Consider the following 13,508-nt stretch of genomic DNA (forward strand, 5'->3'; position numbering starts at 1 on the left):
TAGTGGGACATTTTGATTTGTGTTCTCTTGAGACATTATCATTTACGTTTAACAGATTAAAGAAAAAGATGTCTTCTATAAGTTGCTTTGGCTTTCTAAAACTTAGATAATGTCTTTCTTAAAATTATTTCTTTACTAGATGTTCCATGTTCAAAGGCCTTATAAAAACGGCTCGCCGCTTGATTCTCTGCCTGGATTAAAAAGTACTGATTTATTTCTTCTTGTAAGCAAATATTCTCAAATGCTTTAAATAATGACTGAGCCACTCCCCTGTGTCGATAGTCTGGCAGTGTATAGACCCAATTGACATAGGCCATCCTATAAGAATCTTGAATGCAAAGATAAGAATGAAACTCCAACCTACCCACAATCTGATGGTCCTCATAAGCTAATAAAGAACGACTTAGTTCGTTGGGTTGATTGGAAACCACTTTAATTATCGCTTCTTCATCTATATCATCCGTTGTCATCCTATCCGGTTCTATTGCCAATGCTTTGTTCAAATAAATGATAAACTCTTCTACGTTTTCTTTTGAAAGTTCTTTGATTTCCATTTTTCTCCCCTTAATCTATAAATATACTATGCTGAATCATCTCTCTATTTTATTAAAAACTATCTGTCCTTAAGACTGTTGTCCATAAACTAGATTCAATCAAGACTTCATCTGATAGCTTAAGCTTAACAGAATAGTCTTTGTTAAACAGTAAAAAAAAGATAAAATAAAAAGAATAGAGCAAAAAACGAACTCCATTCTTTAAAAATCCATTTATTCAACTATTCAGTCTGTTTTAAGAAGTACACCGAAGATCAACGCCTACTTAAATTAGCCAAAGTAAAATAACTCTTCAAATTTTTTATCTAAAGCAATGCAAATAATAAGCGCTAATCTTGCGGATGGGTTAAATTGTCCTTTTTCGATAGCACTAATAGTTTGTCGAGAAGCCCCCACTAATTTGGCTAATTCTTCCTGAGTCAAACTTTTCTCTGCTCTAGCAACTTTTAAGCGATTTAGTAAAACTAATTCTTCTTTTTTTCCCATATTTAAAAAACTCCGTAACTACTTAATAATGAGGCAAAGCCTAATATAATAGCTAATATAGCTATGATCCCACTTACCAAATAGAGCTTTTTATCTGGCATTTTAGAATACTGATAAAATGAAGCCGCAGCTACTTGAGCCATTAAGATTATCATAATGTCTATGGCTGATTCATTAAAGATAACCCTCAAAACAATAAGAAGTAACATTACAACCGATACTCCTACCCACCCAATTTGAAAAGCTTTCGTATTAATGGCTTCGTCCCTTTCGTCTTTTTGTGCTCGCTGTGCTTTTTTTAAAACATCCTCTTTTTCCATAGTTTGCTCCTCCTTTAACTATTATTAAAAACTAACATTTAAATAAATAAGGTTTATAGTCACAATGTAAAGTTGGGTTGTCTTTGCCTTTTAATTTTTGAAGCGCATTAAACTAGGCTGCTTTACACTCTTAAGACTTGCTATAGCTATATAATTGTTTGCACGTACTCGTTCAGAAATGCACCGATTTTTCATCCAAAAACCTTTTATCAATCCAATAAAGAACGATCGGTTCAAATTATTCTTTTAGCAGTTGTTCATTAGAACCATTAGTGAGTGTAAAATTTTAATTTAATTCATTTACATTTTGTTTTCTCTTTATTTTCTAGAGACACATATGAAATTAATAATAAAAAGATTAGAGTGTTAATAAAGTCTATCCATAAAAAATCAATCGATTCAACTGCTTCCTTCATTACTCCTAAAGAAAAGCAATATTTAATTGAATCAAAATAACTTATTCTTCAAACTTTTTATCTGAAGCGATGCAAGTAATGAGCGCTAATTTAGCTGAAGGGTTGAATTGTCCCTTTTCAATGGCACTCGTAGTTTGTTAAGAAGCCCTACTAATTTGGCTAATTCTTCCTGAGTCAAATTTTTTCTCAGCTCTGGCAACTTTTAAGCGATTTTGCAAAACTAATAGTTCTTTTTTGTATTTAAAAAACTCCAAACTTACTTAATAAATAGTAAAATTGCAATATTATAAACAGTAAATTTATTATCCCAAAAATTAAATAGGACTTTTTATCTGGCATTTTACTATATTGATAAAATGAAGAAGCTGATACATGGGCCGTCAAAATTATAGTAATATCTTCAATTGATTGCTGAAAATACATTCTCAGCAAAAGCAGTGCTAACATAACAATTGTTACTCCCAACCATCCGGCACGAAAGGATTTTGTGATGATTACGTCTTCTCTTTCGTCTTTTTGCGCTCGCTGTGCTTTTTTTAAAATAGCCTCTTTTTCCATAGTTTGCTCCTCCTTTAACTATTATCTAAATAATAACATTCCAAAAGAGATATGTAAAGTATTGTTATCACCTTGTAAAGTTTAATTGCTTTTGTGTTTTCACATTATTGTCTTTTATGTGGTAGATTGCAAAATTCTATCCATATCGCCTAGTATTTTAACCATAACCCTATAGCATTAGCTGGGCTTTCAAACAAAAATAAAAAAGAACAGAGTTAGAACTAGCTCTATCCTTAACGGTCAATTGATTCAGTTGTTCAGTTGATTTTAAGAATTAGATCGAAGATCACTCAGAAATTAAAATGGGTATTGAATTTGATCAAGGTGACTACTTTTAATCATTAGTTCTTTATACAAACGATAAGCCAAAATTTCGCCTAAATAAGCAAAGGCTGAAGACAAAGGCATTACAACAAGGATAGCGTTAAGAGGTAAGATGAGTATGAAAAGACTCATCATTTTTCAGTTAATATGGACTAGACAGTTCGCAAGTCGAGGGAAATAGATTATTCCTATTAAGACAGGTCATAACATTTTCTTAACTAAATGTTCTGGGGCTTGTAGAAATAATGTGATATCAAGTGGCGTCAATAAGCTGATCACTAACAGTTTTCTTTTTGTGTTCTTCATAAAATTCTCCTTGTTTAGTCTGTCAACTTCCTACTCTCTATAATATACGTACCATTCAGATACACTACCCCCTTTCAAGATTGACTGTCATCTTTAAAAGAGTTTATAAATCAGCCAGTTTGACAGCTTAAGTTGTTTAATTTACTTTTTCTTGGCAAATAAAACAAAAAAAACAACTACTTCCTAAGTCTAAAAGTAGATTTAGAAAAAAGTTGTTTTAAGGATTATAAATAGAATGACTAAGGATTAACTAATTACCTTTAAATAAACTTGCTTCATTGAAATAAACGATTTAGGGCATAAAATGCCCCCACCCTTTTCCAATTGCATAGCCGGCACCATAGAAAAAAGTAACAATCAGTAACCCATAAACGATCATTTTTAAAATCTCTGTTATTTTTTGGTATTTTTCCAATTCATTTGCATCTTTTTCAACTTTTTTCATCAGATCAACATCCCCTCTTAACATATAATCTATAGATATTTGATAAAAATTACTAATCTTAATCAAGGTTGGAATATCAGGAAAGCTTTTTCCTACTTCCCAACTAGACAATGTTTGTCGTATGACATTCAACGAATCAGCAACCTGCTGCTGAGTAAGTTTAAGTTCTTTTCTCTTTTCCTTTAAGATCTCATTGAGCATCGTCTTCACCTCTTAAATTTAAGATAGGCTTTATCAGAGTTTTGGCCTAGCAATTTGAAATTGCAAGTGATCATATTTTGGCAAATATTCTTTGCATGGCGATTATATCAGGGATTGCTTTGAATTTATATCATTCAAATGAATTGTTAAGACTTTCAACTGTCCTATTTATTTTTAGCAAATAAAATGAATTTCCATATTTAAAAGAGACTCGAATGGTTCTCTTTTATAGTTCTTAATATTTTTCATAATTTTCTGACTAAAAGCAAAAGATTATTTAAATTTAAATTAAAAGTTTTATTTTTATAACTTCTAACATAATTCTATTATAAATCTCTAATTTTCATTTTTTCAATTTGGGAAGAAATTTTTAATTGCTTTCTCATAACAAAATATATAGCTAATAGAATAAAGGTAGGTATATTGTTTACTAAGAGTGTCGATACAAAATCCATTAAACTTTTCATGTTATCGGATTGTTCCAGGGGGGTGATGGTTAAAATAAGTGATAAAGACATAGAATAGACAAAACTTAAAGAGGGCAGTATCAAGCCAAACCATTTATTTTTAAGTTTAGATAATAATATTTGTAAGATAATAATTAATGCCCCATATACAATAAACATAATCAAAGCAGCTCTCATATCATTCAACTCCTTTCATCTTTTTATACTCTGAAACCAAAATTTTAGCTGTTTCAAAATCAAGCTTATCATTAACAGCCAATCGTTTAATTAAAGAGATATAAGGTTCATTTGCAATATCATCGCTCATTTGAATTTTTTGGATAAGCCTATCTAACCTTAGTCTTACTGTCGGATATGTAACCTCATATTGTTTAGCGATTTCTTTTAAAGAGCCAGATGCTAATATAAATCTTTTGATAAAAGATAAATCTTCTTCTTCAAGATTTGCCATCCATTCAGGAATAATATTAATTTTCATTTCATCCTCCTTCTTTAATTAAATTAATGTTATCATTTAACATTATTAAAGTCAATCTTTATCCTATACTTTTACATTATTTAAATTAGGTTTATATAAAAACTGTTTTTAGTGATAAAATGAAGCTTAACTCAACAATTGATTTTATTGAGACTACTATTTAGGAATTAAACTAAAAGCTAGCTTTAATTTTAGTAAAAAGTTTAACTATTAGCCTGAGATAATTATTATATCGGCCTCTCTTAAAAATAACTTCATTATTGCTAAAAAAAGAAAAGGAGCAAGTTATAACACTTCATAACTTACTCCTTTTTATATTTAATTAAAGAAAGCTAGTCACACTAACTCATAACTCTTTGCTAACTGATTAGAGAAAAAAATTCAGCAAAATATTCTGCGAGTGTAGTATCAAATAAATATATTGATAGACCATTGACCATCGCACTAAAAATATAAAACAAAAACAAAAAAGAATAGTTTCTTTAAAGCACTTTTAATAGTCTTATTCATATTTATCCCTTATGTTATAAAATTTTATCGCATGAGATAATTGATCGTTATCCATTGTTAAGAAGACAACCTTAATAGAGCTTATCCCCTTACAAGATAATTGAAATTCCTAACTTAGAATTAACTAATTAGAGATTGACATATATCCATTCAAAACAACATAGCTCTAAAACTATCTTTAACATCACTTGTCAATTCGTTTTGTCTTATATCCATTCAAAACAACATAGCTCTAAAACTGCTGCATCATGCTCCACGTCAAAAGGTAAGTCTTATATCCATTCAAAACAACATAGCTCTAAAACGCTTGTGTTTGTGTGAGTTTATAATCGTTTGTCTTATATCCATTCAAAACAACACCCTTGTGTCAAGTATTGGATACATTTTATTCAATCACCTACAAAAATAGAGAATGTTTTTGAACATCCTCTCTTTTACACAACTTATTTCATATTATCAATATTTTTGTGCTTATCTTCTAAGTCCAAATCTACTTGAATACCAAGTAGCTTACTTTCAGGTGCATCATCATTTAATTCTAAAATAATATTATTCGTTACTATTTCGCTATACTCCTCAATTGACATTAAATCCTTAAAAGACATTATAGTATCTTCATTCATGGAACAAATGTATTGAAATTCAGAATCTATAGTAACATCGTACGCTATTCGTAAAAGCATTTCTCTTTGCCTTGGATCCATGTTTGCAAATAATCTACTATCATGAGCTAAAAATCTCATTTTGCTTTTTCTACACATCAACAATAATAAATCAAAACAAAATAATCTTACTTCATTTATTCCATCCGATGAATCATCTTCTATCCTTGCATCTAAGGTATATCTAATCATATTTTCACCAGAATTATTTTTTATTACTAATCCACTTCTCTTCTTTGGATAAAATTTCTTTGCATACTCCCAGAAACCATTCCTTAAGTTATCAGTTACTGTTTTTATACTTTCAAGATATTCATTAGTTTCTTTATCTTGATTTATAAATGAAGCCTTTATCTCCAATTCAATATCTTTATATGATTTAAGTATTTTTTGATATCCCTGTATTCGCTCCATTTCATTTTTTAATGAAGACAGTTGTTTAGTTAAAGCAACATATTCTTCTAATGCTCCATGAGAGTCTAAATATCCTAATAAATTATCCATACGTTCTCCGATAGCAAGAATTTGTTTGTCTATTTTTTCTAATTCAAGCTGATGTTTACGTAATTCTTTTTTTAAGCGAATATTTCTGGACGATATTTGTTTTCTATGAAATTCAAGAACTTCATCGATGTTTTTTTTACCATATCAGGAATTTCAATATTAGCTGCTTCATATACCCTTATAACATCTTCTTCATTTGCTTTAGCTGTTTCCTTAAAAGATTTTTCAATGTTTTTTATATAATTATTTATAAGGACACGTTTATTTTCTAATATCTTTTTTTATAACTTTTCTCATTTGCTTCTAGTTCTAACTCATGATAATTATTAGAAACTTTAAATTCTGATATTTCTCTTTCTAATTCACTTATTCTATACTCTAAGTCTGCTACATCAAGTTCTGCATCATTTTCACCTAGATAATACCTTTTAAAAAATGGATCTTTTTTTATAGCATTTTCTGTTCTTTTAGCATCAGTTTGCTTTTCTCTCAACTCTTTTTTTTCTACTATCAAAGTTGTATCAATTCCAAGTAAATATAGTGTATTTAAGATCTTACTATAATCAGATTCTTTTGGAATATATGTGTCAAATTTAGAGTATGATGATCTATATCTTCTTACGAATCTAGAAAACAACGTATTCCATGTCATATTCTTTGGGGGATCAGAAATACCAAAACAAAGATTTAACATACTTTCTCTCATAACCTTTAAACTTATATCTTTCCCACAAAAGTTTATTCTATTTTGTTCGCTAGTATTTCGTGATGCAAAATAATCTTTTCCATCGACTTCAAATTCTAATGTAAACACCCAATCAGGTAAATTCTTTGTAAAAGAATCAATTTTGTTTGAGCCTAAACAAAAATGAATCAAATGTAATACAAAAGATTTACCAACCCCATTATAGGTATTTCCATCATTTTCATTATGTGGAGAAGCCTGTTTGCCAACAATAATATTCAAACCTTCTTTGAAATTTATAGTATGAAAAGAGGATTGATTAGCCCGTAAGCACTTAAGTTTCATTACATACTACCCCCTTCTCAGTTTCTTTTATTGCTCCTATCATATACAAATAATCTAATGTTGCAAGGTATTGATCAAAAGAAAACTTTACAATGTATTTTTTTCTTTCGTAAGCATTCTTGTAATATAGCCATAAATCATCTACTGAGGTAGGAGATTTTAATTTTTCTAGTAGAAAAGCTCCAAACCCAAAGAATGATTCACTTAATGATAATTGTTTCTTTGGTAGTATCATATTAACATCTCCTCCTTTCTTTATATATAAATCTAGCTTGGTTCCTCAAATACATCGCAACTCGAAAAATAATAAGACATTAAAACTAATACACTAGTTTGTATTGGGATCGTATTTTTTATACATGATTTTTCCAAAATATAATAAAATCTACAATCAGCAAAGTTCTCTTTTGTATTTTTTATAATGTTCTTAGCTTCCTCATACAGCATATGAAATTTCTTTTGTAAAACTTCATTAACACCCGGTGTATTATTAAAATATTCAATTAATATGCCTTCTTGATAACTTCCTACTGTCAATTTATTTCTTACAACTTGACTTAATCCATTGAAAGTTATCTTTTCATAAAAATCCGGGACAATTAACTTATCCAAATAATTTATATTATTTTCAATAGTAAGCAAATAATTTACTGTTTCATTTAATGCTTCATATTCTACAACTTGTATATTTTGATCAGGTATAAATCCTACTATATCTTGCTTTTCAAATCTATCTAATGAATTAAATATTTTTTCTAAATCGCTTGCTCCTAAAATATCGATATCAATATGTGAGTAGCTACTTTGTTTGCTTAATTCTATTGCCATATCATGAATAGGAGCTGGAACTCCATCATATTTGTCATTTGCAACAAAATAATATTTTTTTATCGGACATATATCATTCCATTTTTCATATAATCCTTTAAAATCTTCTTTTAACTTCCTTACTCCATCCTTAATAGTTCCTTCTCTATTTAAATCTTCAGGGGCAAATACCTGGTAAATTGTTCCTGTAGTCTTATCAAAACCATCGTTTTTTCGATCACCAAGACGACCATATGCTTTTACTGGTTTAAAATTAGAATTATGCTTACACATTAAAGATACAAAGAAATCTTCAAATTGCTGTCCTTTATAAGTTAAAATTTTATTTCTAAAAATAATCTTAGCTATATACTGTTCTTCATTATTTATAAGAAATACCCCCTTCCCACATATATAAAATATATTTATTATACCATATTTATCAAAATTTTAATAGTCCTTGTTTTGCAATCAGACACATCAGATACAAGCAAATTTCCAAACAATCTCAATCTTATCCTTGTCATAAACATATATCTTTTCTATGACTTCATTGATCCATTCTAAGACAAGTTCTCCATTTGATACTGCTTCTTTTAACTTATCTACATTCAGCTTATGTTCTGAAGTAGTATTTTCCTTTATTTTGTTTTCTATAATGAAGATTTCCTGTTCAATATTTTGAATCTGTGTACTTAAAGATTGTTTCTGAGATAAATATACTTTTTTATTTATTATACCCTGTTTATGTTGTTCATATAACTGCATTTTGCAAACTTGTAGTTTGTCTTTATCAACTCCAAGTTTAATCTTTCTTTCAAGCAAACTTTCGCAAATACTGTTTTGTACTATATACTCAATATTCCTCGTCTGCTCTTTTTCAAGAAATTCCTCTGTGTAAAGCTTAATTTCTTTTGCTACTATATTTTCAAGGGTAGAAGCAGTTATTTTCCCTTTCATACAACCACAATCTTTCGCTTTATATCTATAAGTGCAGTAGTATCCATCACTTTTTCCATAATTAACAGTATAACTCATCTTATGATGGCATTTCCCACAATAAACTTTATCCTGAAGTATATGAAAGTGCTTTCGATTTCTGGTTATACGCTTTTCATTACTATTTAGCATATCTTGGACTTTATTAAAATCTTCTTTGGATATTATTGCTTCGTGCATATTTTCTCGTATTATCCAATCCTTACTATCAACCCATTTACGATTATCAGACCCAACCTCTTGCACCCTTGTCTTGCCACCGACAATCGCTCCTGTATAAACTCTTTGTGTTAAGACATACCTTACAATCTGTCCTGTCCAAATACCACTTCCTCTTTTGAGTCCTATGTGCTTGGCAGGTGTTAAAACTTCTCTCTTGTTAAAGTCTTTAGAGATTGAAAGCATACTTTCCCCACTTAGGTATCTTGTAAAAATTTCTTCTATAATTGGTCTTACTTTTTCATCAACAAGTAGTTTATGATGGTCTTTATCATCTTTTACATATCCATAAGGTGCTTTTGAACCAAAGTAATAACCTTTATCTTGTCTTACCTTTATCGAAGAACGCATTTTTTGTGAGATGTCTTTTGAATAATAATCATAGACAAGGTTTTTAAATGGTACTTCCAATCCATTGATCCCGTTCTCATTATTATTACTGTCATAGTTATCATTTACAGAAATAAATCGAACTTGCATGAGTGGAAATATCTGTTCAATATAGGCTCCTGATTCTATATAATCTCTGGCAAAGCGGGATAAGTCTTTCACAAGTATTGTTTTTACTTCATTTTTCTTTACAAGACTAATCATCTTTTGAAACGCCGGACAATTAAAGTTTGTCCCGGTATAACCATCATCGATATGCTCTCTAATCTTAACTCCGGCAAATTCCTCCCTTGAATTGATATAGTCTTTTAAAATCTCCCTTTGAGAAGTAATGCTATTACTCTCATCTTGCTGATCTCCATCTTCTAAGGAAAGCCTCAAATAAAAATCTACTGTATTCATATCAGCTCCTCTTTTTCTTCCTACCAATTTTTTCAGCAAAGACAGAGGTTTCTTCAAAATTGAATTTTATTTCTACTATGTTGTCTTTTCCTATAAATATCTTATCTATAGTGCTATCTACAAAATCTTTATCCCATTTCTTCGTTTTTCCCTTTAATAATGCGTTCAGATATTTATGCTTTTCTTCAAGTTTAGAAGTTTCTTCCTCAAAAAATGCTATCTTTTTTTCTTTTAGATTTTCCAAAGACTTTTTCTTTTGATTAAGCCCTTCTTTTTCACTTTCAAAATCTACCTTACTCCACTGTCCTAAAACATATTTTTCATAATATTCACTTTGAAGCCTGTTAAAGCCTGAAATCTTTCTCTCAATTTCTGTCAGAACTTTTTCTTTTTGTTTATTAAGCTCCTTTTTAAGATAATCATAGCTATTTAGGTATTCTTTGTAGCTATTACCTTTACTTGAAAGAATAACATCAAATGCTGCCTTTATTGTTTTTTTAAGAGTAACTTCTGTTATAGATATTCCACATTTTTCAGTGCTATATTCTCTAAAGCGATTACAACTAAAGTAAAAAACTGTCTTTTTTCCGCTTAGCTGTCTGTGTGTACTCATTTTTCTTTTGCAGATATTGCAGTAAACTTTTCCCCTAAAAACTGTATCTTCTGTAACTTTTTTATCTATACTATTTCTGCTTGTATTCGTCTTTGAGGATATTTTATCTTGTACTCTATCAAATATGTCTATGGGAATAATGGCTTCATGAGCATTTTCTGTTACTGTCCAATATTCTTTATCAAGAACCTCCCTCTTTTTACCTTCATAAAGATGTTTTTGATTTCTACCTTGAATCAAAGTTCCTGTATATGCACGATTTTTAAGCACTTTCAGTATTGTAGTTGGTTTCCATATTCTAATAGGCTCATCATTTTCAGATATTGCCTTCTTAAATTTTCTATAATCGCTTGCTATATATACTCTTTTTTCATGGAGTAATTTTGAAATATCAAGTGTACTAAAACCTTTCAAATAAGCCTCAAAAATTTCTTTTACAATAGGAGCTGTATTTTCATCTACATACAATTTCCTTATCCCATCTTCACCTTTTCTTGCTGTGTATCCATAAGGTGCAGCTCCACAAATAAAGCCTCCTTGTTTGATTCTAATTTGATGTGATGTGGATATTTTCTTTGAAATATCTTTAGCATAAGTTTCATTAACAATATTCTTTAAGATTACCTCAAGTGATTTATTCGGATCCTCCATATGAAATGTATCTAAATTATCATTAACAGCAATAAACCTTACACCAAGAAATGGAAATATCTTTTCTATAAAATTTCCAAGCTCTGTATAATTTCTTCCAAAACGAGATAAGTCTTTTACAATGATACAATTTACTTTTCCTGTTCTGATTTCATCCATAAGTTTTTCAAAATCTGGTCTATCAAATGATGTTCCAGTCTTTGAAATATCTTTATAGATCCCAACTAAATTATGTCCATCATTTTTTCTTAATATAACTTTCACATAAAGCAATCTGATTTTCAATAGAATCACTTGGTTTTTCTTTTTTATCTCTTGAAATTCTTGTATAAATGACTGTTTGAAAACTACTTTCGACTTCCTTATTTAGTTGAATTTCTTCAGATTTAATTCTCCTATTTGCTGTTCTTGCCATCTATACCACCTCCCTAACTTTCTCAGGGTACTGAGCAGTATAGTTATTTAACTTGTCAAACACATCTAATGTTTCATCATAATTAAATTGAATTTCTATCTTTTTATCTTCAAAAACATAGATTTTATCAATAAGTCTTACAAGAAGTCCTCTTTCTAAAGTGCTTATATTTTTATATTTCTTAATATCTGAAAAGAAGCTCTGATTTCCTAAACTCTTTTTGTAGAGTCTTGCGATTTCTTCATTCTGTCTTTCTAATATTAGTTCACTCTCTATGATACGATTGGTATAAAATTCTCTCATATCATAAAACTCATCTTCAGAGATTATCCCTTCTTTTAAGTCTTGAAATAAAGATGATTTTAAAATTTCAAACTTTGCCTTACTTTTCTTAGTTTGTTCTTGCCTTTTATCTATTTTCTTAAACAGATTATAGGATACTTCCATCTCTCTTAGTTTTTCTGAAATAACTTCATATTTACCAAGTGAGGAAATATAATGCTTAATCATTGCAAGAACAGTATCTTCCAATTCTTTCTGCTTGATTGAATGCCTACTACAAGCACCCCCCTTATTGTATCCAGAGCAGATATAATATACGATTGGAGTTTTTCCTCTTTTGTCCACTTTTTTAGTCATTTGCTGATTGCAGTCTTTGCAAAATAACAATCCCGAAAATAAATCTGCTTTTTCTCCACAATTTCTTGCTTTTATATCGCATTTCAAAAGTTTTTGCACAATCTCAAAGTCATTTATATCAATGATAGCTTCATGATTATCTTCAATTTCAATCCAATCACTTCTATCTTTAGAAACAACTTTATCAAGCTTATAGTTTATCTTCTCTCTTTTTCCTTGTTGTAGTGTTCCTATATAGATTTCATTGGTTAGAATGCGATTTATAGCAGGTGTATCCCATTTTGCAACAGCATTTGTACTAAAGCCTGTTTTATACCTAATCCCCTTTGCTCTCTTATGTTCCATAGGAGATAATACTCCTGTTTCGTTTAGGTGTTTTGCAATAGAATATGAACTATACCCTTCAAGTTTCATTGAATAAATTTTTTGCACCACATCATAAGCTTCTTTATCTATTACTAATTTGTGCTTATCTTCTTTATCCTTCTCATAACCATAAGGTGCATAGTTTGATATAAATTGTCCTTGTTTTCTCTTAACTTTACAAACACTTCTTACCTTTGCAGATGTATCTCTACAATAGTTGTCGTTAATAAAATTCTTAAATGGAATAACTAAATTCTTTTCTGTATCACTTGCGGTAAGGCTGTCATAGTTATCATTTAAAGCAATAAACCTTACATCAAGAGAGGGAAATACTCTTTGTAAATATCTTCCACTATCAATATAATCTCTTCCAAATCTTGATAGGTCTTTTACAATAATGCAGTTAATAGTTCCTGTGATGACATCTTCCATCATTTCCTTAAAAGCCGGTCTATCAAAGTTAATTCCTGAATATCCATCATCCACATATTCTTTTACAAGTTTCATATCTTGCTGTTTAGCAACATAATCCTTTATTTGTAATCTTTGATTAGAAATACTATTGCTCTCTACTTTGAAATTTTTGTCATATTTTTCATCGTCCTGAGATAATCTAAGGTACATTGCAATCTTAAAATTATTTGTATCTAAATTGTTTTTAGACATAATAAAACCTCCAAATTCATCATTATTTTGGCTCTTTGTCAAATAGGGTTGATGAGTAGGTGAGGTAACCGACTGGTTAC

Annotated in this window: 15 protein-coding genes; all 15 read right to left on the reverse strand. The window is 29.6% G+C overall.

What is annotated here, in order from left to right; all coding sequences use genetic code 11:
* Positions 1 to 95: 95 nt before the first annotated feature.
* Positions 96 to 554 carry an N-acetyltransferase family protein gene (locus tag ACQV2O_RS07715; RefSeq protein ID WP_428875470.1) on the reverse strand — a complete coding sequence of 153 codons (459 nt, stop codon included), beginning with the start codon at positions 552 to 554 and terminating at the stop codon, positions 96 to 98.
* A gap of 270 nt (positions 555 to 824) precedes the next feature.
* Complete coding sequence (locus ACQV2O_RS07720; RefSeq protein WP_428873910.1) at positions 825 to 1,040, reverse strand: helix-turn-helix transcriptional regulator; 216 nt, start codon at positions 1,038 to 1,040, stop codon at positions 825 to 827.
* A gap of 2 nt (positions 1,041 to 1,042) precedes the next feature.
* Positions 1,043 to 1,360, reverse strand: coding sequence for a DUF6442 family protein (locus ACQV2O_RS07725; RefSeq protein WP_428873909.1), 318 nt, complete (start codon positions 1,358 to 1,360; stop codon positions 1,043 to 1,045).
* Positions 1,361 to 2,016: 656 nt separating this feature from the next.
* A complete protein-coding gene (locus ACQV2O_RS07730; protein WP_428875471.1) occupies positions 2,017 to 2,334 on the reverse strand; it encodes a DUF6442 family protein in 318 nt (105 codons plus the stop codon).
* 922 nt (positions 2,335 to 3,256) lie between these two features.
* Positions 3,257 to 3,610, reverse strand: coding sequence for a helix-turn-helix transcriptional regulator (locus ACQV2O_RS07735; protein ID WP_428875472.1), 354 nt, complete (start codon positions 3,608 to 3,610; stop codon positions 3,257 to 3,259).
* 326 nt (positions 3,611 to 3,936) lie between these two features.
* Positions 3,937 to 4,254, reverse strand: a complete 318-nt coding sequence (locus ACQV2O_RS07740; protein ID WP_428875473.1) for a hypothetical protein — start codon at positions 4,252 to 4,254, stop codon at positions 3,937 to 3,939.
* 1 nt (position 4,255) lies between these two features.
* Positions 4,256 to 4,555, reverse strand: coding sequence for a DUF2089 family protein (locus tag ACQV2O_RS07745; protein WP_428873905.1), 300 nt, complete (start codon positions 4,553 to 4,555; stop codon positions 4,256 to 4,258).
* 953 nt (positions 4,556 to 5,508) lie between these two features.
* Positions 5,509 to 6,231, reverse strand: a complete 723-nt coding sequence (locus tag ACQV2O_RS07750; protein WP_428875474.1) for a DUF2326 domain-containing protein — start codon at positions 6,229 to 6,231, stop codon at positions 5,509 to 5,511.
* Between the two features lie 268 nt (positions 6,232 to 6,499).
* Positions 6,500 to 7,261, reverse strand: a complete 762-nt coding sequence (locus ACQV2O_RS07755) for a hypothetical protein (protein WP_428875475.1) — start codon at positions 7,259 to 7,261, stop codon at positions 6,500 to 6,502.
* Positions 7,251 to 7,496, reverse strand: coding sequence for an ABC-three component system middle component 6 (locus ACQV2O_RS07760; protein ID WP_428875476.1), 246 nt, complete (start codon positions 7,494 to 7,496; stop codon positions 7,251 to 7,253). Before ACQV2O_RS07760 ends, ACQV2O_RS07755 begins: the two co-directional genes overlap by 11 nt.
* Positions 7,497 to 7,528: 32 nt before the next feature.
* Complete coding sequence (locus ACQV2O_RS07765; protein ID WP_428875477.1) at positions 7,529 to 8,362, reverse strand: ABC-three component system protein; 834 nt, start codon at positions 8,360 to 8,362, stop codon at positions 7,529 to 7,531.
* A gap of 186 nt (positions 8,363 to 8,548) precedes the next feature.
* The gene (locus ACQV2O_RS07770; RefSeq protein ID WP_428875479.1) at positions 8,549 to 10,078 is read right to left on the reverse strand and encodes a recombinase family protein; all 1,530 of its coding nucleotides are present in this window, start codon (positions 10,076 to 10,078) and stop codon (positions 8,549 to 8,551) included.
* A gap of 1 nt (position 10,079) precedes the next feature.
* Positions 10,080 to 11,606, reverse strand: a complete 1,527-nt coding sequence (locus tag ACQV2O_RS07775; RefSeq protein WP_428875481.1) for a recombinase family protein — start codon at positions 11,604 to 11,606, stop codon at positions 10,080 to 10,082.
* The gene (locus ACQV2O_RS07780) at positions 11,581 to 11,757 is read right to left on the reverse strand and encodes a hypothetical protein (RefSeq protein ID WP_428875482.1); all 177 of its coding nucleotides are present in this window, start codon (positions 11,755 to 11,757) and stop codon (positions 11,581 to 11,583) included. The genes ACQV2O_RS07775 and ACQV2O_RS07780 overlap by 26 nt, the downstream gene beginning before the upstream one ends.
* Positions 11,758 to 13,508: recombinase family protein (locus tag ACQV2O_RS07785; RefSeq protein ID WP_428875483.1), on the reverse strand; the 1,751-nt coding region annotated here is incomplete at its 5' end.

It is taken from the genome of Facklamia sp. P13055 (genome assembly GCF_050409445.1).
Classification (GTDB): Bacteria; Bacillota; Bacilli; order Lactobacillales; family Aerococcaceae; genus Facklamia.